Genomic DNA, 23007 nt, shown 5'->3' on the forward strand with positions numbered 1-23007 from the left:
CCGGCGGCGAGCGCGATCCAGGTCGCGCGAACCATCCAACGTCGAAGTAAGTGGAGGGGCCGGCGCAGGCCCGTACCACGGACACTCGGATCCACAGGAGTGAGCAAGTGAAGCGCAGCAAGGGATTCCGCGCCGCAGCGGCGCAGGTCGACCGCGAGACCCTGTACAGCCCGGCCCAGGCGGCCAAGCTGGCCAAGGACACCAACGTCGCCAAGTTCGACGCCACCGTCGAGGTGGCCCTGCGGCTGGGTGTCGACCCCCGCAAGGCCGACCAGATGGTCCGTGGCACCGTCAACCTCCCGCACGGCACCGGCAAGACCGCCCGGGTCCTGGTCTTCGCGACCGGTGACCGTGCCGAGGAGGCTCGCGCCGCGGGTGCCGACATCGTCGGTGCCGACGAGCTGATCGACGAGGTCGCCAAGGGCCGCCTCGACTTCGACGCCGTCGTCGCCACCCCGGACCTCATGGGCAAGGTCGGCCGTCTGGGCCGCGTGCTCGGCCCCCGTGGCCTGATGCCGAACCCCAAGACCGGCACCGTGACCCCGGCCGTCGGCAAGGCCGTCACCGACATCAAGGGCGGCAAGATCGAGTTCCGTGTCGACCGGCACGCGAACCTGCACTTCATCATCGGCAAGGTGTCCTTCGGTGAGCGCCAGCTCATCGAGAACTACGCCGCCGCCCTCGACGAGGTGCTGCGTCTCAAGCCGTCCGCGGCCAAGGGACGCTACGTCAAGAAGGTCGTCTTCTCCACGTCCATGGGCCCCGGCATCCAGGTCGACCCCAACCAGACGCGGGCGCTGACCGCCGAGCTCGACGCCTGATAGCAGACGTCTTCCGAGGAAGGCCTCAACCGAATGGCCATTCGGTTGGGGCCTTTCTTCGTCCTCCCGGACGACGCGCCCGGCTTTGCCGACGCGTAGTGTCGTAAGTCAGGATCATCGGGGGAACGAAAGGGTGGAAGACGAAATGCGCCGATTGGCTCCCGTAGTTGCACTGGGAGCGGCCGCGCTCGTCGCGGTCGCGGGATGCGGTGCACAGAGCACCGGTTCCCTCGGAAACGTCAAACTCGCCGCGGCGGACGCGGTGCAGCAGAGCGCGCAGAAGGCCGAGGAGGTCACCTCCTACTCCGCGGACGTCGTCCTCGACGCCAGCGGCGGCGAGAAGGAGTCCGGCAAGATCCAGGGCAGCATGCTCTACCAGAGCAAGCCCCAGCTGGCCACGGACATCCGGCTCGACACGATCACCTTCGGCGGCCAGAACGTGCCCGGCGGGGCGCGGGCCATCCTGACGGGTGACACGGTCTACGTGAAGTCCGAGCTCATCAACAGGTTCGCCGGCACCACCAAGCCGTGGACCAAGGTGTCGCTCAGCGAGCTCGACGCCAAGGGGCAGTCCGAGATCAGGAAGTTCATGGACCAGGCCCAGCAGTTCGACCTGGCGGGCACCGTCAAGCTGCTGACCGCGTCGAAGGACGTGAAGGCGGTCGGCATCGAGACGGTCGGCGGCGTCGACACGACGCACTACAGCGGCACCTTCCCGGTCGCCGAGGCCGCCCAGCTGATCGACCCGGCCAAGCGCGAGAAGCTCCAGGAGCAGCTCTCGCAGGCCAAGAACGTGAAGTTCGACCTCTGGGCCGACGCGCAGAACCTGCCCCGCAAGGTCACGCTCAGCGGCGCCGAGAAGGAGGCGACGTTCAACCTGACGGCGCTCTTCAAGGGCTTCAACGAGCCCGTGGAGATCACCGCCCCGCCCGCCGACCAGGTGGGCGACATGCCCGAGCACCGCGGCGGAAACTGACGTTTCCCCCAGACCCGCGCCCCCGGCCCACCGGCCGGGGGCGCGAGCTTTTTCCACGGCCCTCCGTCGGGGCCGGCCTCCGAGTTGGCATTCGGGACGACAGGACGTAAGCTGTCAACGCCGAAGACCGCCGGTCGTCGTCAAGCCGCATGGCCTGACGACTTAAGGATCCACGTCAGTGGACGGCCCGCGTAGGTTGTGATGTGAGTTTTCATCTGGACTAACCTCCTCATGTGAGCCCCGTGCGCCTGCGCCGGGGCTTGTTCGCTTCTCTGGGCACTTTGCCCCGGCGGCACATCTGGAAGGAGGCCCATGGCGAAGGCAGAAAAGGCAACGGCTGTCGCTGAGCTGAAGAGCAGCTTCGACGGCTCCAATGCTGCCGTTCTGACCGAATACCGCGGTCTCACCGTCGCTCAGCTCAAGCAGCTGCGCGTTTCCCTCGGTGAGAATGCGAAGTTCGCCGTGGTGAAGAACACGCTGACCAAGATCGCGGCCACCGAGGCCGGGTTCAACCAGCTCAACGACCTGCTCGCGGGTCCGTCGGCGATCGCGTTCGTCAACGGCGACGTGGTCGAGGCTGCCAAGAGTCTGCGTGACTTCGCCAAGGCCAATCCCCTCCTGATCATCAAGGGCGGTGTCGTCGACGGCAGGTCGATGACGCCGGACGAGATCAGCAAGCTTGCCGACCTCGAGTCGCGCGAGGTTCTCCTCGCGAAGCTGGCCGGCGCACTGAAGGCGAAGCAGGGCCACGCGGCCGCCGTCTTCAACGCGCTGCCCACCAACATGGCTCAGCTGGCCGAGGCCCTGCGCGCCAAGCGCGAAGGCGCCGGCGAGTAGGTCCGCGCAGGCGGTCACAGGGGATTAACGCAAACCGCGGTCCCAACTTTCTTTAGTAGTTCAGATCCGTATGGAGGAACCATCATGGCGAAGCTCAGCACCGACGAGCTGCTCGACGCTTTCAAGGAGATGACTCTCCTCGAGCTGTCCGACTTCGTGAAGCTCTTCGAGGAGACCTTCGACGTCAAGGCCGCTGCCCCCGTCGCCGTCGCCGCCGCCGCCCCCGGTGCGGCCGCTGTCGAAGAGGTCGAGGAGCAGGACGAGTTCGACGTCATCCTCGAGGCCGCCGGCGAGAAGAAGATCCAGGTCATCAAGGAGATCCGCGCCCTGACGAGCCTGGGCCTCAAGGAGGCCAAGGACCTCGTTGACGGCGCTCCCAAGTCCGTCTTCGACGGCAAGGTCAACAAGGAGCAGGCCGAGAAGGCCAAGGCCGCCCTTGAGGGCGCCGGCGCTTCGGTGACCGTCAAGTAGTTCGTCTCACCGGAAAGAGCGGGTCCACCTGGTGCCGGTGGCCCGCTCTTTTCGTGTTTCCGCGCCCTCTTTTCGTGTTTCCGCGTCCGGCCGGTTCGTACGCGCTCGGGCGGGGCGGGGGAAATGGCCCGGGGCATGTGCGCGAAGGCCGTTATGTGGATCTGCGTGGCGGGTTATGATCCGGCGATCGGGGAGCATGCCGTCCAGGGCGGCGAAGCAGCCGGGCTCGCCGGCCCGCGTTCCGCAGACCGTGCGATGGGAGAGACGCATGGCAGTGCAGGCCACCCGCCCCCGTCGCTCGCGCCGCTCCCGCCGCCCGCTCAGGATCGCCGGGCCGGTGCTGGGGGTTCTGATCGCGGGGCTGATCGCCGCCGCGTTCTGGGTCGGTGCCACCCTGCGCGACGCTCAGACGGCCGCTGACGACAGGCAGGCGGCGCTGCGGGCGGCGGGGGCCCACGCCGTGTATCTGCTCTCCGTCGGCTACAGGAGCGTCGACGACGACATCGGGCGCATCCTCGGCACCTCCACCGGCGCGGCCAGGGCCGAGTACGTCAGGACCGCCGAGGAGCTCAAGAGGAGCACGGTCAAGGACAAGATCCTCCAAACGGGTGCACTGCGGGCCTCGGGGCTGGTCTCGCTGCGGGGGAGCACGGCCCAGGTGATGGTGGTGGGCGACGCGGTGGTCCGGCGGGAGGGGAGCAAGGACGCCCCGCAGGAGCGGTTCTACCGATGGAACATGGAAGTGACCAAGGTGGGGGGAGCCTGGTTGGTGTCCAGGGCGGAGCTGGTGCTGTGAGACGTGCCTCCCGGTTGGCGATCGGGCTCATGGTCGCCGTCGCGCTCGCGCTCGCGGCGGCCGTCTGGATCATGTTCACCGACCTGAGCCGGCTGCGCGCGGACGAGACGGCGGCGCGGGAGGCGCTCGCCGCGGCCCGAGCGGTCGCCCCCGACATGCTGTCGTACGACTATCGTACGATCGAACAGGATTTCGCAAGAGCGGGCGGATACACCACCGGGGCGCTCAGCCTGCACTACCGGCAGCTCGCCAGGAGCATGGCTTCGCAGGCGAGGAAGCAGAAGACGGTGCAGCAGGCCGCGGTGACCGGGGCCGGGGTGGAGTCGGTGGAGTCCGGTGACTTCGGCAGGGTCGAGGTGCTGCTCTTCATGAGCATGAGCACCGTCAGGACCCCCGAGGGCGAGAAGGAGCCCCGCCGGGTCGTGAGCCAGAACCGGGCCAGATTCATCATGGTCAAAAAGGATTCCCGCTGGCTGGTCTCGGAGCTGTCCACGCTGCTCGGAGACCCTCCGCCACCTTGATCGGCGCGTCGCTTTACCCAATTGTTAGTAAAGGCTTGGTTTAGGTTGGGCGCGCGGTTGGGTACATCGCCCATGGCAGCGTCGATCGTCAGTCGATCCCTCGGCTAGCGTTCGATCCGCCGGGTGACTCAGCGTCAGCCACACCAGGTCGGACATCGTCTCCGGTCTTGTGGTGTACGCAGGTCACCCGGTGGGAAAACTCCCAGGGTCTCGGCCATCTCCCGGCCGAAATGTCAGCTCCCGGGCTTGACGTTTCGGCTCTGACGGGCGATGCTGCGACCAACGTGGAGCTTGCAGCGAGACTGAAGTGGACAGGTGTATGCCGTTCGGCTACACTGCCCCTTTGCGCTGCCCTTTGACGACCCGCTTCTTTTGGTGCTCTGATGCATGGTCGTCTGGCGTGCGTGTAGTCAGTCCGCCGCGAGCCCTCGGAAGGACATCTGTTGGCAGCCTCGCGCAACGCCTTCGCCGTACCCGCCGGTCCCCGTCGTGTGTCTTTCGCACGAATTCAGGAGCCGCTAGAAGTTCCTGACCTTCTCGCTCTTCAGACCGAGTCCTTCGACTGGTTGCTCGGCAACGAGAAGTGGAAGGGGCGGGTCGAGGCGGCTCGCCAGGCCGGGCGCAAGGACGTTCCGGCCCAGTCGGGCCTCGAAGAGATCTTTGAGGAGATCAGTCCCATCGAGGACTTCTCCGGGACCATGTCCCTGTCGTTCCGCGATCACCGGTTCGAGCCGCCCAAGTACTCAGTCGATGAGTGCAAAGACAAGGACATGACCTACTCCGCCCCGATGTTCGTCACGGCGGAGTTCATCAATAACACCACTGGTGAGATCAAGAGCCAGACCGTGTTCATGGGTGATTTCCCGCTCATGACCGGCAAGGGCACTTTCATCATCAACGGCACCGAGCGTGTCGTCGTCTCCCAGCTGGTCCGGTCCCCGGGCGTCTACTTCGACCGCAGTGTCGACAAGACCTCCGACAAGGACCTCTATGGATGCAAGGTGATCCCATCCCGGGGCGCCTGGCTCGAGTTCGAGATCGACAAGCGCGACAGCGTCGGTGTCCGCATCGACCGCAAGCGCAAGCAGGCCGTCACCGTCCTGCTCAAGGCGCTCGGCTGGACCAGCGAGCAGATCCTCGAGCGTTTCGGTCAGTACGAGTCCATGCGCGCCACCCTGGAGAAGGACCACACGGCCGGCCAGGACGACGCGCTGCTCGACATCTACCGCAAGCTGCGCCCGGGCGAGCCGCCGACCAAGGAGTCGGCGCAGACGCTGCTGGAGAACCTGTACTTCAACTCCAAGCGTTACGACCTCGCCAAGGTCGGCCGATACAAGATCAACAAGAAGCTCGGGGTCGACAGCGAGATCACCCAGGGCACGCTCACCGAGGACGACATCGTCGCCACCATCGAGTACATCGTCCGGCTGCACGCCGGCGAGGTCGAGATGCCCGGCGCCAACGGTGAGATCGTCGTCGAGACCGACGACATCGACCACTTCGGCAACCGCCGTCTCCGCACGGTGGGCGAGCTCATCCAGAACCAGGTCCGCCTGGGTCTGGCCCGCATGGAGCGCGTCGTCCGCGAGCGGATGACGACCCAGGACGTCGAGGCGATCACGCCGCAGACCCTGATCAACATCCGCCCGGTCGTGGCGTCGATCAAGGAGTTCTTCGGCACCTCCCAGCTGTCGCAGTTCATGGACCAGACCAACCCCCTGGCCGGCCTGACGCACAAGCGTCGTCTGTCCGCGCTGGGCCCCGGTGGTCTGTCCCGTGAGCGGGCCGGCTTCGAGGTCCGTGACGTCCACCCGTCCCACTACGGCCGCATGTGCCCGATCGAGACGCCGGAAGGACCGAACATCGGTCTGATCGGCTCGCTCGCCTCCTTCGGCCGGGTCAACTCCTTCGGTTTCGTCGAGACCCCGTACCGCAAGGTCGTCGACGGCCGGGTCACCGACCAGGTCGACTACCTGACCGCGGACGAGGAGGACCGGCACGTCATCGCCCAGGCGAACACGCCGATCGGTCCCGACGGAACGTTCCTCGAGCCGCGCGTGCTCGTCCGCAGGAAGGGCGGGGAGTTCGAGTCCCTGCGCGCCAACGAGGTCGACTACATGGACGTCTCGGCACGCCAGATGGTGTCCGTGGCGACCGCGATGATCCCGTTCCTGGAGCACGACGACGCCAACCGCGCGCTCATGGGCTCCAACATGCAGCGCCAGTCGGTGCCGCTGCTCAAGAGCGAGGCGCCGCTGGTCGGCACCGGCATGGAGTACCGTGCCGCGACCGACGCCGGCGACGTCATCACCGCCGACAAGGCGGGCGTGGTCGAGGAGGTCTCCGCCGACTACGTCACGGTGATGAACGACGACGGCACCCGCACGACCTACCGGGTCGCCAAGTTCAAGCGCTCCAACCAGGGCACCTGCTTCAACCAGAAGCCGATCGTCAAGGAAGGCGATCGGATCGAGGTGAACCAGGTCGTCGCCGACGGTCCCTGCACCGACGACGGCGAGATGGCCCTGGGCAAGAACCTCCTCGTGGCGTTCATGCCGTGGGAGGGCCACAACTACGAGGACGCGATCATCCTCTCCCAGCGTCTGGTGCAGGACGACGTCCTCTCCTCGATCCACATCGAGGAGCACGAGGTCGACGCCCGCGACACCAAGCTGGGCCCCGAGGAGATCACCCGGGACATCCCGAACGTCTCCGAGGAGGTCCTGGCCGACCTCGACGAGCGCGGCATCATCCGCATCGGCGCCGAGGTCGTCCCCGGCGACATCCTCGTCGGCAAGGTCACGCCCAAGGGCGAGACCGAGCTCACCCCCGAGGAGCGCCTGCTCCGCGCGATCTTCGGTGAGAAGGCCCGCGAGGTTCGTGACACCTCCCTGAAGGTGCCGCACGGCGAGCAGGGCAAGGTCATCGGCGTCCGCGTGTTCAGCCGCGAGGAGGGCGACGAGCTCCCCCCCGGCGTCAACGAGCTGGTCCGCGTCTACGTGGCCCAGAAGCGTAAGATCACCGACGGCGACAAGCTGGCCGGCCGGCACGGCAACAAGGGCGTCATCTCCAAGATCCTCCCGGTCGAGGACATGCCGTTCCTCGAGGACGGCACCGCCGTCGACATCATCCTCAACCCCCTGGGCGTGCCCGGCCGAATGAACGTCGGCCAGGTCCTGGAGACCCACCTCGGGTGGATCGCCGCCAGAGGGTGGGACATCACCGGCATCCAGGAGGCCTGGGCCGAGCGGCTGCGCGACAAGGGCTTCGCCGAGGTCGACCCGCGCACCAACATGGCCACGCCGGTGTTCGACGGTGCCAACGAGGAAGAGATCATCGGTCTGCTCGACAACACCCTGGTCAACAGGGACGGCGGGCGCATGGTCGGCGCGAACGGAAAGGCCCAGCTGTTCGACGGGCGTTCCGGGGAGCCGTTCCCGCACCCGATCTCCGTCGGCTACATCTACATCCTGAAGCTGCTCCACCTGGTCGACGACAAGATCCACGCTCGTTCGACCGGCCCGTACTCCATGATCACCCAGCAGCCGCTCGGCGGTAAGGCCCAGTTCGGTGGCCAGCGCTTCGGTGAGATGGAGGTCTGGGCCCTGGAGGCGTACGGCGCCGCCTACGCCCTGCAGGAGCTGCTCACCATCAAGTCCGACGACGTCCTGGGCCGCGTGAAGGTCTACGAGGCGATCGTCAAGGGCGAGAACATTCCCGAGCCGGGCATCCCGGAGTCGTTCAAGGTGCTCATCAAGGAAATGCAGTCGCTGTGCCTGAACGTCGAGGTGCTCTCCAGCGACGGCATGTCCATCGAGATGCGCGACACCGACGAGGACGTCTTCCGCGCCGCGGAGGAGCTCGGCATCGACCTGTCCCGGCGTGAGCCGAGCAGCGTCGAAGAGGTCTGATCTAGAAGCTGAGGAGGGGATTACATAGTGCTCGACGTCAACTTCTTCGACGAGCTTCGGATCGGCCTCGCGACCGCCGACGACATCCGCCAGTGGTCGCACGGCGAGGTGAAGAAGCCCGAGACGATCAACTACCGGACGCTCAAGCCCGAGAAGGACGGACTCTTCTGCGAGAAGATCTTCGGTCCGACCCGCGACTGGGAGTGCTACTGCGGTAAGTACAAGCGCGTCCGTTTCAAGGGCATCATCTGTGAGCGCTGTGGCGTCGAGGTGACCCGCGCCAAGGTGCGTCGTGAGCGGATGGGCCACATCGAGCTGGCCGCGCCCGTCACGCACATCTGGTACTTCAAGGGTGTCCCGTCTCGTCTGGGATACCTGCTCGACCTGGCCCCGAAGGACCTCGAGAAGGTCATCTACTTCGCGGCCTACATGATCACGCACGTCGACAAGGAAATGCGCGAGCGTGACCTGCCGTCGCTGGAGGCGAAGATCTCCGTCGAGCGGCAGCACATCGAGCAGCGCCGTGACGCCGACATCGAGGCTCGCCAGCGCAAGCTGGAGACCGACCTGGCCGAGCTTGAGGCCGCGGGCGCCAAGGGCGACCAGCGCCGCAAGGTCCGCGAGGGCGCCGAGCGTGAGATGCGGCAGCTGCGCGACCGGGCCCAGCGCGAGCTGGACCGGCTGGACGAGGTCTGGAGCCGCTTCAAGAACCTCAAGGTCCAGGACCTTGAGGGCGACGAGCTGCTCTACCGCGAGATGCGCGACCGTTTCGGCCGCTACTTCCGCGGTGGCATGGGCGCCCAGGCCATCCAGGAGCGTCTGACCAACTTCGACCTCGCCCTGGAGGCCGAGAACCTCCGCGAGACGATCCGCAGCGGCAAGGGCCAGAAGAAGGCCCGCGCGCTCAAGCGTCTCAAGGTCGTGTCGGCGTTCCTGAACACCCGCAACTCGCCCAACGGGATGGTCCTCGACTGCATCCCGGTCATCCCGCCGGACCTGCGCCCGATGGTGCAGCTCGACGGTGGCCGGTTCGCGACCTCGGACCTGAACGACCTGTACCGCCGGGTGATCAACCGCAACAACCGCCTCAAGCGGCTTCTCGACCTCGGCGCCCCCGAGATCATCGTGAACAACGAGAAGCGGATGCTCCAGGAGGCCGTTGACGCGCTGTTCGACAACGGCCGCCGCGGCCGCCCGGTCACCGGTCCCGGCAACCGTCCCCTGAAGTCCCTCAGCGACATGCTGAAGGGCAAGCAGGGCCGGTTCCGCCAGAACCTGCTGGGCAAGCGAGTCGACTACTCCGGCCGTTCGGTCATCGTCGTCGGCCCGCAGCTGAAGCTGCACCAGTGCGGTCTGCCCAAGCAGATGGCGCTGGAGCTCTTCAAGCCGTTCGTGATGAAGCGCCTGGTCGACCTGAACCACGCGCAGAACATCAAGTCGGCCAAGCGGATGGTCGAGCGTGCCCGGCCGGTCGTGTGGGACGTCCTCGAAGAGGTCATCACCGAGCACCCCGTGCTGCTCAACCGCGCGCCGACCCTGCACCGCCTGGGCATCCAGGCCTTCGAGCCGCAGCTGGTCGAGGGCAAGGCCATCCAGATCCACCCGCTCGTCTGCACCGCGTTCAACGCGGACTTCGACGGTGACCAGATGGCCGTGCACCTGCCGCTGTCGGCCGAGGCGCAGGCCGAGGCCCGCATCCTGATGCTGTCGACGAACAACATCCTCAAGCCGGCCGACGGCAAGCCCGTGACCATGCCCACCCAGGACATGATCATCGGTCTCTACTCGCTGACCACGCTCAAGGACGACGACGAGAACGGCGTCGGCAGGGGCCGGGTCTTCGGCTCGGTGTCGGAGGCGCTCATGGCCTTCGACCGCCGCGAGCTGGACATCCAGTCGCTCATCCAGATCCGGATGAAGGGCGACGTCCCGCCGCCCCGCGGCTGGGCCGGTCCCGAGGGCTGGGAGGCCGGTGACAGCTACCGCCTGGAGACCACCCTGGGGCGTTGCCTGTTCAACCAGACCCTGCCGGCGAACTACCCGTACGTGAACTCGCAGGTCGGCAAGAAGCAGCTGTCGGTCATCGTCAACGAGCTCGCCGAGAAGTACCCCAAGGTCGAGGTCGCCGCGGCGCTCGACGCCCTCAAGGACGCCGGTTTCTACTGGGCGACCAGGGCCGGTGTGACGATCTCCATCGAGGACGTCATCGCGCCGCCGAACAAGGCCGAGATCATGGAGACGTACGAGCGCAGGGCCGACAAGGTCCAGCGTGAGTACGAGCGCGGTCTGATCACGGACGAGGAGCGCCGTCAGGAGCTCATCGAGATCTGGACGCACGCGACCAGCGACGTGACCGACGACATGCAGAAGGCGTTCCCGAAGACCAACCCGGTCTGGATGATGGTCCAGTCGGGCGCCCGAGGAAACCTGATGCAGGTCCGGCAGATCTCCGGAATCCGCGGTCTGGTGTCCAACACCAAGGGTGAGACGATCCCGCGTCCGATCAAGGCCTCGTTCCGCGAGGGCCTGTCGGTGCTGGAGTACTTCATCTCCACCCACGGCCAGCGGAAGGGGCTGGCGGACACCGCGCTGCGGACCGCCGACTCGGGTTACCTGACCCGTCGTCTGGTGGACGTCGCGCAGGACGTCATCGTCCGCGAGATCGACTGCGGCACCGACCGCGGCGTCCCGCTGCACGTCGGCGAGCGCGACGCCCAGGGCAACCTGGTCAAGGCGGAGAACGCCGAGAGCAACGTGCACGGCCGCATCCTCGCCGAGGACGTGGAGGTGGACGGCAAGATCATCGTGCCGGTGGGCGTCGACATCAACGACATCCACGTCACCGCGCTGGTCGAGGCCGGTGTGGAGACCGTCAGGACCCGCAGCGCCCTCGTCTGCGAGGCCAAGATCGGTGTCTGCGCCACCTGCTACGGTCGCTCGCTCGCGACCGGCAAGCTCGTGGACGTCGGCGAGGCGGTCGGCATCATCGCCGCCCAGTCGATCGGCGAGCCCGGCACCCAGCTGACGATGCGGACCTTCCACACCGGTGGTGTGGCGGGCGCCGACATCACCCACGGTCTGCCCCGTGTGCAGGAGCTCTTCGAGGCGCGCGTCCCCAAGGGCGTCGCCCCGATCAGCGAGGCCGAGGGCCGGGTCCGCATCGACGAGACCGACAAGACGCGGAAGATCGTGATCGTCCCGGACGACGGTTCCGAGGAGGTCGCGTACCCGGTGTCGATGCGGTCGCGGATGCTCGTCTCCGACGGGCAGCGCGTCACGGTCGGCCAGCAGCTGATCGCCGGTGCGGTCAACCCCAACGAGGTGCTGCGCATCCTCGGCCCCCGGGCCGTGCAGCTGCACCTCGTGGCGGAGGTCCAGCAGGTCTACCGCTCGCAGGGTGTGTCGATCCACGACAAGCACATCGAGATCATCGTGCGGCAGATGCTCAAGCGCGTGAACGTGCTGGAGTCCGGCGACGCCGACATGCTGCCCGGTGAGCTCGTCGAGCGGCCGCGCTTCGAGCGGATCAACCGCGAGTGCGTGGCGGAGGGCGGCACGCCGGCCTCCGGACGCCCGGTGCTGATGGGCATCACCAAGGCCTCGCTCGCCACCGAGTCCTGGCTGTCCGCGGCGTCCTTCCAGGAGACGACCCGAGTGCTCACCGACGCGGCGATCCACGCCAAGTCGGACTCGCTGCTCGGCCTCAAGGAGAACGTCATCATCGGAAAGCTCATCCCGGCCGGTACGGGCATGCCCCAGTACCGCAACATCCGGGTCGAGCCCACCGAGGAGGCCAAGGCCGCCATGTACACCGTCGGCGGTTACGACGGCTCCGCGGCCGACTACACCTTCGGCTCGGGCTCCGGTGAGGCCGTGCCGCTGGAGGAGTACGACTTCGGGCAGTACAACCGCTAGGCGGCACCAACCGCCGAGCGGTACGACCGCTGAGTGGTCACGGGCGGCGCCCGGCCCCCGGAAGGGGGCCGGGCGCCGTCGCCTTTTCCCGGCCGCCGTCCCCGCCCCCTCCCCGGCAGTCCCTTCCCCGGTTCACCCCGGTCCTCGTCTCCCCGGCGCCGTCGCTTTTTCCTCCCCGCGGTCCCGGTAGCGGAGGATGTGGACCTTTCTTGACCGGAATGTTGCGGCGAAAGCCGTACGTTAATGCGGAGAACGGCCGGAGAAGTGCTTCGCGGCGGGTAAACTCGACACGGACCCAGAAGCGGTCGGTCGGAAACCGATCGCGGGAGTCATGACACGAACGCCGGCGCCGGGCAGGCGCAACCGTTTTGACGTGTTGCGTTGGGCTGGGTAGTCTTTTCCTTCGTGCCCATGTCTTCATGGGCCTTCATGCGTGCGCGTCGACAGGTTTCCCGTTGGGGAGTCGGCAGAGGCGCCGCGTGGCCTCCTCCACCGGACCGGCCTTAACCGGGATGTGGCGCGGAACCTACGCGACACGCCCGACCGCGTGGGTCGGAGGGGATGAAAGAACCGCAGGTCATGACACCGGCAGTACCTGCAAAATGCACCACATTCGAATTACCGGCTAGCACGAACGGAGACGCGGTGCCCACGATTCAGCAGCTGGTCCGCAAGGGCCGCCAGGACAAGGTCACAAAGACCAAGACCCCGGCGCTCAAGGCCAGCCCTCAGCGACGCGGCACCTGCATGCGCGTTTACACCACGACCCCGAAGAAGCCGAACTCCGCCCTCCGCAAGGTCGCGCGTGTCCGGCTCACCAACGGCATCGAGGTCACGGCCTACATCCCCGGTGTCGGCCACAACCTCCAGGAGCACTCCATCGTGCTCGTCCGTGGCGGTCGTGTGAAGGACCTGCCGGGTGTTCGCTACAAGATCATCCGCGGCTCGCTCGACACCCAGGGTGTCCGTAACCGCAAGCAGGCCCGTAGCCGTTACGGCGCGAAGAAGGAGAAGTAGGAATGCCTCGCAAGGGTTCTCCTGGCCGTCGTCAGCTCATGGCTGACCCGGTTCACAACTCGCCCCTGGTCACCGCGCTCATCAACAAGGTGCTCCTGGACGGCAAGCGATCCATCGCCCAGTCCATCGTGTACGGCGCCCTCGAAGGCGCCAAGGAGAAGACCGGCAACGACCCGGTCGTCACCCTGAAGCGCGCGCTGGACAACGTCAAGCCCACCCTTGAGGTCCGCAGCCGCCGTGTCGGTGGCGCGACCTACCAGGTCCCGGTCGAGGTGCGCGCGGCGCGCAGCACCACCCTGGCCCTGCGCTGGCTGGTGCAGTACTCCCGCGCCCGCCGCGAGAAGACCATGACCGAGCGCCTCATGAACGAACTGCTCGACGCCAGCAACGGCCTCGGCGCAAGCGTCAAGAAGCGCGAGGACACCCACAAGATGGCCGAGTCCAACAAGGCCTTCGCCCACTACCGCTGGTAACAGCGGGTTCGACGAGACGACGAGGACGCGAGAGAAGTGGCCACCACGACCGCTCTTGACCTGGCCAAGGTCCGTAACATCGGGATCATGGCCCACATCGACGCGGGCAAGACCACGACGACCGAGCGCATCCTGTTCTACACCGGTATCAACTACAAGATCGGTGAGGTCCACGAGGGCGCAGCCACGATGGACTGGATGGAGCAGGAGCAGGAGCGTGGTATCACCATCACCTCCGCTGCCACGACCTGCGAATGGCTCGGCCACACGATCAACATCATCGACACGCCGGGCCACGTGGACTTCACGATCGAGGTGGAGCGCTCGCTCCGCGTCCTCGACGGTGCCGTCGCCGTGTTCGACGGCGTCGCCGGTGTCGAGCCGCAGTCCGAGACGGTCTGGCGTCAGGCCGACCGCTACGAAGTGCCCAGGATCTGCTTCGTCAACAAGATGGACCGGGTCGGCGCGGAGTTCCACCGCTGCGTCGACATGATGATCAGCCGCCTGAACGCGACCCCCGCCGTCATCCAGCTTCCCTGGGGCGTCGAGGCCGACTTCAAGGGCGTCATCGACCTGGTCAAGATGAAGGGCCTGCTCTGGAGCGCCGAGGCGGCCAAGGGCGAGATGTACGAGACCGTCGAGATCCCGGCCGAGCACGCCGAGATCGCTCGCGAGTGGCGTGACAAGCTCGTCGAGACGGTCTCCGAGAACGACGACGAGCTGATGGAGCTCTTCCTGGAGGGCGTCGAGCCCACCGAGGAGCAGCTGGTCGCGGCCATCCGCCGCGCCACGCTGTCCAGCGCCATCAACCCGGTCCTGACCGGCACCGCGTTCAAGAACAAGGGCGTCCAGCCCCTGCTCGACGCGATCGTCGCCTACCTCCCCGCCCCGATCGACATCCCGGCCTTCAAGGGCCACGCGGTCGGCAAGGAGGAGGAGGTCATCGAGCGTCACGCAGACGTGAACGAGCCCTTCTCCGCGCTCGCCTTCAAGATCATGAGCGACCAGCACCTCGGCCGTCTCACCTACATCCGCATCTACTCGGGCACGCTCGAGACCGGCACCGCCGTGGTCAACTCGGTGAAGGGCCGCAAGGAGCGGATCGGCAAGATCTACCAGATGCACGCCAACAAGCGCGAAGAGCGCCCGTCGGCCGTCGCCGGTCAGATCGTCGCCGTGATGGGCCTGAAGGACACCACCACCGGTGACACCCTGTCGGACCCGGCTCACCCCGTGGTCCTGGAGTCGATGAACTTCCCGGCGCCGGTCATCAGCGTCGCCATCGAGCCCAAGACCAAGGGTGACCAGGAGAAGCTGGGCACCGCGATCCAGCGTCTGGCCGAGGAGGACCCGTCCTTCCAGGTCCGTCGTGACGACGAGACCGGGCAGACGGTCATCTGGGGTATGGGCGAGCTCCACCTGGAGATCCTCGTCGACCGGATGCGCCGCGAGTTCAAGGTCGAGGCCAACATCGGCCGGCCTCAGGTGGCCTACCGGGAGACCATCCGCCGCAAGGTGGAGAAGGTCGACTACGTCCACAAGAAGCAGACCGGTGGTTCCGGCCAGTTCGCCAAGGTCATCATCGACATTGAGCCGCTGGGCGAGGGCAACGACGGTTACGAGTTCTCGAACAAGGTCTCCGGCGGCCGCATCCCGAGGGAGTACATCCCCTCGGTCGACGCGGGTGCCCAGGAGGCTGCCGAGTTCGGTGTTCTCGCCGGATACCCCATGGTCGGGGTCAAGGTCACCCTGCAGGACGGTGCCTACCACGAGGTGGACTCGTCCGAAATGGCCTTCAAGATCGCTGGCTCGATGGCCTTCAAGGAGGCCGCGCGCAAGGCGGACGCCGTAATCCTGGAGCCGATGATGGCCGTCGAGGTCACCACGCCCGAGGACTACATGGGTGACGTCATCGGTGACCTCAACGGTCGCCGCGGGCAGATCCAGGCGATGGACGAGCGCTCCGGCGCCCGGATCATCAAGGCGCTCGTGCCGCTCTCTGAGATGTTCGGCTACGTGGGAGACCTCCGTAGCAAGACGCAGGGACGCGCGAGCTACAGCATGCAGTTCGACTCCTACGCGGAAGTGCCTGCGCACATCGCCAAGGAGATCGTCGCGAAGGTGCGGGGCGAGTAGTCCAGCACCGTTCCGAGTGCGGGAGGCGAGAGATCGTCGCCCCGCTACCGGAGGGGTGCGGGGCGAGTAGTCCAGCACCGTTCCGGATGCGGGAGGCGAGAGATCGCCGCCCGCCACCGGAGGGGTGCGGGGCGGGATACCTCTCGCCGGCCGGTTCCGAGAGGAACCGGCCTCCCCAAGCCCGAATATGAAGACGCAAGTCACGTCAGAATCTCTAAGGAGAGAGCAGTGGCCAAGGCCAAGTTCGAGCGGACCAAGCCGCACGTAAACATCGGCACCATTGGGCACATCGACCACGGCAAGACCACTCTGACCGCGGCGATCACCAAGGTGCTCCACGAGCGTTTCCCGAACCTCAACGAGGCGACCCCGTTCGACAAGATCGACAAGGCGCCCGAGGAGAAGGCTCGTGGTATCACGATCTCCATCGCGCACGTCGAGTACCAGACCGAGAAGCGCCACTACGCCCACGTGGACTGCCCCGGTCACGCCGACTACGTGAAGAACATGATCACCGGTGCGGCTCAGATGGACGGTGCGATCCTCGTGGTCGCCGCCACCGACGGTCCGATGCCGCAGACGAAGGAGCACGTCCTCCTGGCCCGCCAGGTCGGCGTCCCCTACATCGTCGTGGCCCTCAACAAGTCCGACATGGTGGACGACGAGGAGATCCTGGAGCTCGTCGAGCTCGAGGTCCGCGAGCTTCTCTCGGCCCAGGAGTTCCCCGGCGACGACCTGCCGGTCGTCCGCGTCTCGGCGCTGAAGGCGCTCGAGGGCGACGCCAAGTGGGGCGACTCGATCATCGAGCTCATGACCGCCGTGGACGAGAACGTCCCCGAGCCGACCCGTGAGACCGACAAGCCGTTCCTGATGCCGATCGAGGACGTCTTCTCGATCACCGGCCGCGGCACGGTCGTCACCGGCCGTATCGAGCGTGGTGTCGTCAAGGTCAACGAGACCGTCGACATCATCGGCATCAAGGAGACCAAGACCACCACCACGGTCACCGGTGTCGAGATGTTCCGCAAGCTCCTCGACGAGGGCCAGGCGGGCGACAACGTCGGCCTCCTCCTCCGTGGCATCAAGCGCGAGGACGTCGAGCGCGGCCAGTGCATCATCAAGCCGGGCACGACCACCCCGCACACCGAGTTCGAGGCCCAGGTCTACATCCTGAGCAAGGACGAGGGCGGCCGCCACACCCCGTTCTTCAACAACTACCGCCCGCAGTTCTACTTCCGTACGACCGACGTGACCGGCGTGGTGAACCTCCCCGAGGGCACCGAGATGGTCATGCCCGGCGACAACACGGAGATGAGCGTCGCGCTGATCCAGCCCATCGCGATGGAGGACGGTCTCAAGTTCGCCATCCGTGAGGGTGGCCGCACCGTCGGTGCGGGTCGAGTGACCAAGATCATCAAGTAGTACGATCGCGGAGTGGCGGTCGGCCCTCGAAGCAGGGCCGGCCGCCTCACCACGAGGGGGGCCGCGCCGCAGGGCGCGAACCCCCGGCAGGACCCCACGAACCGTGATCTCGCAGTTGGTTCGGCCGATAGATGACCGAACTAATTGCCAGATCACGGAAGAAAGCGCGGACTCACAGCGTCTGCTACGTGGGGCATGTGCGGAGAACGCCGCCCCAGGGCGAGACGTGCTCCGGCACGACGTGGCGGGACCGTCCCCGACGGACCCGGCCATGACACAGCGGCAACAGGCCGCACGTAACTTTTTCAGACGACAGTGAAGGACACCGAGGCCATTATGGCGGGACAGAAGATCCGCATTCGGCTCAAGGCCTATGACCACGAGGTCATCGACGTCTCGGCCAAGAAGATCGTCGAGACGGTGACAAGGACTGGCGCCAAGGTCGCGGGCCCGGTGCCGCTGCCGACCGAGAAGAACGTGTACTGCGTCATCCGCTCGCCGCACAAGTACAAGGACAGCCGCGAGCACTTTGAGATGCGCACGCACAAGCGGCTGATTGACATCATCGATCCGACGCCGAAGACGGTCGACTCGCTCATGCGACTCGACCTTCCCGCCGGCGTCGACATCTCGATCAAGCTCTGAGGGAACGCACTGACATGGCTAACAAGATCAAGGGCGTCCTGGGCAAGAAGCTCGGCATGACCCAGGTCTTCGACGCGGACAACCGGATGGTCCCGGTGACCGTCGTCGAGGCTGGCCCGTGCGTCGTGACCCGCGTCCGCACCGCCGAGAAGGACGGCTACACCGCCGTCCAGCTGGGCTTCGGCCAGGTCGACCCGCGGAAGGTCAACAAGCCGCTCGGCGACTACCTGCGCAAGCACGACATCACCCCGCGCCGTTACTTCGCGGAGATCCGCACCGACGACGCGAGCGACTACACCCTGGGCCAGGAGCTCCTCGCCGACACCTTCGAGGCCGGCCAGTTCGTCGACGTGACGGGCAAGAGCAAGGGCAAGGGTTTCGCGGGTGTCATGAAGCGCCACGGCTTCAAGGGTCTCGGCGCCTCGCACGGTACGCAGCGCAAGCACCGTTCGCCCGGTTCCATCGGTGGCTGCGCCACCCCCGGCCGCGTCTTCAAGGGCGTGCGCATGGCGGGCCGGATGGGCAACGTCCGCACGACCGTCCAGAGCCTCAAGGTTCACGCCGTGGACGCCGAGAAGGGCCTCATCCTGATCAAGGGTGCGATCCCCGGTGCCAACGGCAGCCTGGTCCTGGTCCGCACCGCCGCCAAGAAGGGGGCTGCCAAGTGAGCACCATTGACGTCCTCGACGTGCGCGGCGAGAAGGCCGGCACCGTCGACCTGCCGGAGGACATCTTCGGTACGAAGGTCAACATCCCGCTGATCCACCAGGTCGTCGTGGCCCAGCTCGCCGCTCGCCGGCAGGGCACCCACAAGGCGAAGACCCGCGGTGAGGTCCGAGGCGGCGGCAAGAAGCCGTACCGCCAGAAGGGCACCGGCCGCGCCCGCCAGGGTTCGACCCGCGCCCCGCAGTTCACCGGCGGTGGCACCGTCCACGGCCCGGTTCCGCGGGACTACTCGCAGAAGACTCCCAAGAAGATGAAGGCCGCCGCCCTGCGCGGGGCCCTGTCCGACCGGGCGACCGGCGGCCGCGTTCACGTGGTCAGCGGTCTGGTCGAGGGGGAGACCCCGAAGACCAAGGCGGCTCTCGAGTCGCTTCGCAGGCTCACCAAGGCCCGCAGCGTCCTGGTCGTCGTCGACGAGGGTGACGAGCTCAGCTGGCTGAGCCTGCGCAACGCTCCCGAGGTCCACCTTCTGGACGCCGGGCAGCTCAACACCTACGACGTGCTCTGCTACGACGACGTCGTCTTCACTCAGGACGCGTACGACCAGATCGTGGCGCGTCTGAGCAAGAGCGGGAAGGAAGACGCCTGATGGAGAAGATCGCCGACCCGCGCGACATCATCATCAAGCCGGTTGTCTCCGAGAAGAGCTACGGCCTGATCGACGAGCACAACAAGTACACGTTCCTGGTGCGGAAGACGGCCAACAAGACGCAGGTCAAGATCGCCGTTGAGAAGATCTTCGGTGTCAAGGTCGCCAGCGTCAACACCATCAACCGCCAGGGCAAGCGGAAGCGGACCAGGTTCGGCTACGGCCAGCGCCCGGCCACCAAGCGAGCCATCGTCAGCCTGGTCGAGGGCGACCGGATTGACATCTTCGGCCAGATCGGCTGACGCGCTCGCTCAGTAAGTACAGGGAGAAAGCCCCTCACCGCCTGGTGAGGGGCATTCGACCGGATTAACCGACGAAGGATGAACGAAAAAGATGGGCATCCGTAAACTCAAGCCGACGACCCCGGGTCGCCGCGGCGCCAGCGTCTCGGACTTTGCCGAGATCACGCGCAGCACGCCCGAGAAGTCGCTGCTTGCACCCCTGCACAGCAAGGGTGGCCGTAACGTCCACGGCCGAGTCACCACCCGTCACCAGGGTGGTGGCCACAAGCGCGCCTACCGGATCATCGATTTCCGGCGTCACGACAAGGACGGGATCCCGGCCAAGGTCGCTCACATCGAGTACGACCCGAACCGCACGTCCCGCATCGCGCTGCTGCACTACGCCGACGGGGAGAAGCGCTACATCCTCTGCCCCACCGGCCTCAAGCAGGGCGACAACATCGAGAACGGCCCCACGGCCGACATCAAGCCGGGTAACTGCCTCCCGCTGCGCAACATCCCGACCGGTACCTTCATCCACGCGGTGGAGCTCCGTCCGGGTGGTGGCGCCAAGCTGGGCCGGTCCGCCGGCGCGCAGATCCAGCTCCTCGCCAAGGAGGGGCAGTACGCCACGCTGCGTATGCCCTCCGGCGAGATGCGCCAGGTCGATGTTCGCTGCCGGGCCTCGATCGGCCAGGTCGGCAACGCCGAGCAGGCCAACATCAACTGGGGTAAGGCCGGCCGTATGCGGTGGAAGGGCAAGCGCCCCACCGTCCGCGGTGTCGCGATGAACCCGGTCGACCACCCGCACGGTGGTGGTGAGGGTAAGACCTCCGGCGGTCGTCACCCTGTCAACCCCAAGGGCAAGCCCGAGGGACGTACCCGTGCGGCGAACAAGGCCAGCGACCGGCTGATCATCCGCCGTCGTACCAAGCGGAAGAAGCGGTAGGAGCAGCCAAAATGCCACGTAGCCTTAAGAAGGGTCCCTTCGTGGACGACCACCTTCAGAAGAAGGTGGATGTCCAGAACGAGAAGGGCACCAAAAACGTCATCAAGACGTGGTCGCGGCGCTCCATGATCGTGCCCGACATGCTTGGTCACACGATCGCCGTTCACGACGGCCGCAAGCACGTCCCGGTGTTCGTCACCGAGTCGATGATCGGCCACAAGCTGGGTGAGTTCGCTCCCACGCGAACCTTCCGCAGCCACGTCAAGGAAGACCGCCGCAGCCGGCGATAAGCGCCTCAGGACGAGGACGTCGAGCCTCACAGGGCGAAACGGACTCGGCCAAAACGAAGGGTAAGAGGAGTAAGCGATGGAAGCCAGGGCTCAGGCGCGGTTCGCGCGCCACACGCCCATGAAGGCCCGCCGTGTGGTGGACCTCATTCGCGGGCTGCCCGCTTCGGAGGCGCAGGCCGTGCTGCAGTTCGCTCCCCAGTCGGCGAGCGAGACCGTGTACAAGGTGCTCTCGAGCGCCATTGCCAACGCGGAGCACAACTTCAAGCTCGACCGTGACACGCTCTTCGTGAGCCGTGCCTGGGTCGACGAGGGCCCGACGCTGAAGCGGTTTCGTCCCCGTGCTCAGGGTCGTGCCTATCGGATCAACAAGCGGACCAGCCACATCACCGTGATCGTGGAGTCCCGCGAGCCGAAGGGGAGGACCCGCTAGTGGGTCAGAAGGTTAACCCGCACGGGTTCCGCCTCGGCATCACGACCGACTTCAAGAGCCGGTGGTATGCCGACAAGCTCTACAAGTCGTACGTTGCCGAGGATGTGGCGATCCGCCGCATGCTCAAAAAGGGCATGGAGCGGGCCGGCATCTCCAAGGTGGAGATCGAGCGGACCACCGACCGGGTACAGGTCGACATTCACACCGCCCGTCCGGGCATCGTCATCGGCCGCCGCGGCGCCGAGGCGGACCGGATCCGCGGTGACCTCGAGAAGCTGACCAAGAAGCAGGTCCAGCTGAACATCCTCGAGGTCAAGAACCCTGAGATCGACGCTCAGCTCGTCGCCCAGGGTGTGGCCGAGCAGCTGTCCAGCCGTGTCTCGTTCCGTCGTGCCATGCGCAAGGCGATGCAGTCGGCGATGAAGAGCGGCGCCAAGGGCATCCGGGTGCAGTGCTCCGGTCGTCTCGGCGGCGCCGAGATGTCCCGTTCGGAGTTCTACCGCGAGGGCCGCGTGCCCCTGCACACCCTCCGCGCGGACATCGACTACGGCCTGTACGAGGCCCGTACCACCTTCGGCCGTATCGGCGTGAAGGTGTGGATCTACAAGGGTGAGGCTCCGACCAGCCGCGCCGAGCGCGAGGCGGCCGCCGCCGGTGCTCGCGCCGGCCAGCGTCGTGACCGCGACGACCGTCGTGGCCCCGGTGCCGGTGGCGGCGACCGTCCCCGTCGTGGCGGCGGCGCCGGTGGCGCCCGTCGTGGCGCCGGTGCCGGCCGTGGCGACCGCGCCTCCGCCCCCAGGAACGAGGCGGCCTCGCAGGCCGCCCCCGAGACCGGCCCGGCTGCGCAGCCGGGTGCTGAAGGGAGCTGACCATGCTGATCCCGCGCAGGGTCAAGCACCGCAAGCAGCACCGGCCCGACCGTCACGGCGCCGCCAAGGGTGGCACCAGGGTCGTGTTCGGCGAGTTCGGCATCCAGGCGATTGAGCACTCCTACGTGACCAACCGCCAGATCGAGTCGGCTCGTATCGCGATGACCCGTCACATCAAGCGTGGCGGAAAGGTCTGGATCAACATCTATCCGGACCGCCCCCTCACGAAGAAGCCGGCCGAGACCCGCATGGGTTCCGGTAAGGGTTCGCCGGAGTGGTGGATCGCCAACGTCAAGCCCGGCCGCATCATGTTCGAGCTGTCGGGTGTCGCCGAGCCGGTGGCTCGCGAAGCCCTGCGGCGTGCGATGCACAAGCTGCCGATGAAGTGCCGGTTCGTCAAGCGTGAAGTGGGTGAGGCGTGATGGCTAAGGGCCTGACCGCCGGTGAGCTGCGGGTGGAAGACCAGGACACCCTGGTCACGAAGCTGAAGGAAGCCAAGGAGGAGCTGTTCAACCTCCGCTTCCAGGCAGCGACCGGTCAGTTGGAGAGCCACGGGCGGTTGCGTGCCGTCCGCCGCGAGATCGCCCGTATCTACACCGTGATGCGCGAGCGGGAGCTCGGAATCGTCACGGTAGAGAAGGAGTCGATCGATGGCTGAGGCCACGGAAACCACGACCGAGACGCGGAACTACCGCAAGACCCGTGAGGGTCTGGTCGTCAGCGACAAGATGGACAAGACTGTCGTGGTCGCTGTCGAGGACCGCGTCAAGCACCCCCTGTACGGCAAGGTCATCCGCAGGACGACCAAGTACAAGGCGCACGACGAGGCCAACACCTGCGGTGTCGGCGACCGTGTCCTCCTGATGGAGACCCGGCCGCTGTCCGCCAGCAAGCGCTGGCGGGTCATCGAGATCCTCGAGAAGGCCAAGTAGGCA

At 66.6% G+C, this 23007-nt stretch carries 23 protein-coding genes; all 23 read left to right on the plus strand.

Annotation, left to right across the window (positions count from 1 at the left end):
* The first annotated feature begins 107 nt into the window (after positions 1-107).
* The 23 genes from rplA (at position 108) to rpsQ (ending at position 23004) form a co-directional block, all read left to right on the plus strand.
* Entirely contained in the window at positions 108-821 is a 714-nt protein-coding gene (gene rplA, locus ACFFRH_RS23635; RefSeq protein WP_344746619.1) for a 50S ribosomal protein L1, read from the plus strand.
* A gap of 145 nt (positions 822-966) precedes the next feature.
* Positions 967-1797 carry an SCO4651 family lipoprotein gene (locus tag ACFFRH_RS23640; protein WP_344746618.1) on the plus strand — a complete coding sequence of 277 codons (831 nt, stop codon included), beginning with the start codon at positions 967-969 and terminating at the stop codon, positions 1795-1797.
* A gap of 312 nt (positions 1798-2109) precedes the next feature.
* Positions 2110-2634, plus strand: coding sequence for a 50S ribosomal protein L10 (gene rplJ / locus ACFFRH_RS23645; protein ID WP_344746617.1), 525 nt, complete (start codon positions 2110-2112; stop codon positions 2632-2634).
* An 84-nt stretch (positions 2635-2718) separates the two neighbouring features.
* On the plus strand, positions 2719-3105 hold the full coding sequence (rplL, locus tag ACFFRH_RS23650) for a 50S ribosomal protein L7/L12 (protein ID WP_344746616.1): 387 nt from the start codon (positions 2719-2721) through the stop codon (positions 3103-3105).
* Between the two features lie 268 nt (positions 3106-3373).
* A complete protein-coding gene (locus tag ACFFRH_RS23655) occupies positions 3374-3901 on the plus strand; it encodes an Rv1363c family protein (RefSeq protein WP_344746615.1) in 528 nt (175 codons plus the stop codon).
* Positions 3898-4422 (plus strand): hypothetical protein, encoded by a 525-nt coding sequence (locus ACFFRH_RS23660; RefSeq protein ID WP_344746614.1) that lies wholly within the window; start codon positions 3898-3900, stop codon positions 4420-4422. The genes ACFFRH_RS23655 and ACFFRH_RS23660 overlap by 4 nt, the downstream gene beginning before the upstream one ends.
* 443 nt (positions 4423-4865) lie before the next feature.
* Positions 4866-8333, plus strand: a complete 3468-nt coding sequence (gene rpoB / locus ACFFRH_RS23665; RefSeq protein ID WP_344746613.1) for a DNA-directed RNA polymerase subunit beta — start codon at positions 4866-4868, stop codon at positions 8331-8333.
* Between the two features lie 27 nt (positions 8334-8360).
* Positions 8361-12248, plus strand: a complete 3888-nt coding sequence (locus tag ACFFRH_RS23670) for a DNA-directed RNA polymerase subunit beta' (protein WP_386159569.1) — start codon at positions 8361-8363, stop codon at positions 12246-12248.
* Positions 12249-12893: 645 nt separating this feature from the next.
* Positions 12894-13265 (plus strand): 30S ribosomal protein S12, encoded by a 372-nt coding sequence (rpsL, locus tag ACFFRH_RS23675; protein WP_012887826.1) that lies wholly within the window; start codon positions 12894-12896, stop codon positions 13263-13265.
* Between the two features lie 2 nt (positions 13266-13267).
* Positions 13268-13738 carry a 30S ribosomal protein S7 gene (gene rpsG / locus ACFFRH_RS23680; protein ID WP_012887827.1) on the plus strand — a complete coding sequence of 157 codons (471 nt, stop codon included), beginning with the start codon at positions 13268-13270 and terminating at the stop codon, positions 13736-13738.
* Between the two features lie 87 nt (positions 13739-13825).
* The gene (gene fusA, locus ACFFRH_RS23685) at positions 13826-15874 is read left to right on the plus strand and encodes an elongation factor G (RefSeq protein ID WP_386159731.1); all 2049 of its coding nucleotides are present in this window, start codon (positions 13826-13828) and stop codon (positions 15872-15874) included.
* Positions 15875-16102: 228 nt separating this feature from the next.
* The gene (gene tuf / locus ACFFRH_RS23690) at positions 16103-17296 is read left to right on the plus strand and encodes an elongation factor Tu (protein WP_344746697.1); all 1194 of its coding nucleotides are present in this window, start codon (positions 16103-16105) and stop codon (positions 17294-17296) included.
* A 336-nt stretch (positions 17297-17632) separates the two neighbouring features.
* Positions 17633-17941 carry a 30S ribosomal protein S10 gene (gene rpsJ, locus ACFFRH_RS23695; RefSeq protein WP_030912931.1) on the plus strand — a complete coding sequence of 103 codons (309 nt, stop codon included), beginning with the start codon at positions 17633-17635 and terminating at the stop codon, positions 17939-17941.
* A 14-nt stretch (positions 17942-17955) separates the two neighbouring features.
* Complete coding sequence (gene rplC / locus ACFFRH_RS23700; RefSeq protein ID WP_329089937.1) at positions 17956-18609, plus strand: 50S ribosomal protein L3; 654 nt, start codon at positions 17956-17958, stop codon at positions 18607-18609.
* Positions 18606-19253: a 50S ribosomal protein L4 gene (gene rplD, locus ACFFRH_RS23705; RefSeq protein WP_344746698.1), complete on the plus strand. Its 648-nt coding sequence runs from the start codon at positions 18606-18608 to the stop codon at positions 19251-19253. Before rplC ends, rplD begins: the two co-directional genes overlap by 4 nt.
* A complete protein-coding gene (gene rplW, locus ACFFRH_RS23710; protein ID WP_030912923.1) occupies positions 19253-19555 on the plus strand; it encodes a 50S ribosomal protein L23 in 303 nt (100 codons plus the stop codon). The genes rplD and rplW overlap by 1 nt, the downstream gene beginning before the upstream one ends.
* Positions 19556-19646: 91 nt before the next feature.
* A complete protein-coding gene (gene rplB, locus ACFFRH_RS23715) occupies positions 19647-20483 on the plus strand; it encodes a 50S ribosomal protein L2 (protein WP_329089941.1) in 837 nt (278 codons plus the stop codon).
* A gap of 11 nt (positions 20484-20494) precedes the next feature.
* Positions 20495-20773, plus strand: coding sequence for a 30S ribosomal protein S19 (rpsS, locus tag ACFFRH_RS23720; protein WP_012887835.1), 279 nt, complete (start codon positions 20495-20497; stop codon positions 20771-20773).
* Positions 20774-20849: 76 nt separating this feature from the next.
* Positions 20850-21203 (plus strand): 50S ribosomal protein L22, encoded by a 354-nt coding sequence (rplV, locus tag ACFFRH_RS23725; protein ID WP_030912916.1) that lies wholly within the window; start codon positions 20850-20852, stop codon positions 21201-21203.
* Positions 21203-22072 carry a 30S ribosomal protein S3 gene (rpsC, locus tag ACFFRH_RS23730; protein ID WP_344746699.1) on the plus strand — a complete coding sequence of 290 codons (870 nt, stop codon included), beginning with the start codon at positions 21203-21205 and terminating at the stop codon, positions 22070-22072. Before rplV ends, rpsC begins: the two co-directional genes overlap by 1 nt.
* 2 nt (positions 22073-22074) lie before the next feature.
* Positions 22075-22494, plus strand: a complete 420-nt coding sequence (gene rplP, locus ACFFRH_RS23735; protein ID WP_030912912.1) for a 50S ribosomal protein L16 — start codon at positions 22075-22077, stop codon at positions 22492-22494.
* Positions 22494-22730: a 50S ribosomal protein L29 gene (gene rpmC, locus ACFFRH_RS23740; protein WP_030912909.1), complete on the plus strand. Its 237-nt coding sequence runs from the start codon at positions 22494-22496 to the stop codon at positions 22728-22730. The genes rplP and rpmC overlap by 1 nt, the downstream gene beginning before the upstream one ends.
* The gene (gene rpsQ, locus ACFFRH_RS23745; RefSeq protein ID WP_326635528.1) at positions 22723-23004 is read left to right on the plus strand and encodes a 30S ribosomal protein S17; all 282 of its coding nucleotides are present in this window, start codon (positions 22723-22725) and stop codon (positions 23002-23004) included. The genes rpmC and rpsQ overlap by 8 nt, the downstream gene beginning before the upstream one ends.
* Positions 23005-23007: the final 3 nt, after the last annotated feature.

It is taken from the genome of Streptosporangium vulgare, from assembly GCF_042428775.1.
GTDB classification, from domain to species: domain Bacteria; phylum Actinomycetota; class Actinomycetes; order Streptosporangiales; family Streptosporangiaceae; genus Streptosporangium; species Streptosporangium vulgare.

Excerpts from the sequence above, each read along its gene's own strand:
- ACFFRH_RS23640 (WP_344746618.1), top strand. The coding sequence starts at position 967 with ATGCGCCGATTGGCTCCCGTAGTTGCACTGGGAGCGGCCGCGCTCGTC.
- rplJ (WP_344746617.1), top strand. The coding sequence starts at position 2,110 with ATGGCGAAGGCAGAAAAGGCAACGGCTGTCGCTGAGCTGAAGAGCAGC.
- rplL (WP_344746616.1), top strand. The coding sequence starts at position 2,719 with ATGGCGAAGCTCAGCACCGACGAGCTGCTCGACGCTTTCAAGGAGATG.
- ACFFRH_RS23655 (WP_344746615.1), top strand. The coding sequence starts at position 3,374 with ATGGCAGTGCAGGCCACCCGCCCCCGTCGCTCGCGCCGCTCCCGCCGC.
- rpsG (WP_012887827.1), top strand. The coding sequence starts at position 13,268 with ATGCCTCGCAAGGGTTCTCCTGGCCGTCGTCAGCTCATGGCTGACCCG.
- fusA (WP_386159731.1), top strand. The coding sequence starts at position 13,826 with ATGGCCCACATCGACGCGGGCAAGACCACGACGACCGAGCGCATCCTG.
- rpsJ (WP_030912931.1), top strand. The coding sequence starts at position 17,633 with ATGGCGGGACAGAAGATCCGCATTCGGCTCAAGGCCTATGACCACGAG.
- rplC (WP_329089937.1), top strand. The coding sequence starts at position 17,956 with ATGGCTAACAAGATCAAGGGCGTCCTGGGCAAGAAGCTCGGCATGACC.
- rplW (WP_030912923.1), top strand. The coding sequence starts at position 19,253 with ATGGAGAAGATCGCCGACCCGCGCGACATCATCATCAAGCCGGTTGTC.
- rplB (WP_329089941.1), top strand. The coding sequence starts at position 19,647 with ATGGGCATCCGTAAACTCAAGCCGACGACCCCGGGTCGCCGCGGCGCC.
- rpsS (WP_012887835.1), top strand. The coding sequence starts at position 20,495 with ATGCCACGTAGCCTTAAGAAGGGTCCCTTCGTGGACGACCACCTTCAG.
- rplV (WP_030912916.1), top strand. The coding sequence starts at position 20,850 with ATGGAAGCCAGGGCTCAGGCGCGGTTCGCGCGCCACACGCCCATGAAG.
- rplP (WP_030912912.1), top strand. The coding sequence starts at position 22,075 with ATGCTGATCCCGCGCAGGGTCAAGCACCGCAAGCAGCACCGGCCCGAC.
- rpmC (WP_030912909.1), top strand. The coding sequence starts at position 22,494 with ATGGCTAAGGGCCTGACCGCCGGTGAGCTGCGGGTGGAAGACCAGGAC.
- rpsQ (WP_326635528.1), top strand. The coding sequence starts at position 22,723 with ATGGCTGAGGCCACGGAAACCACGACCGAGACGCGGAACTACCGCAAG.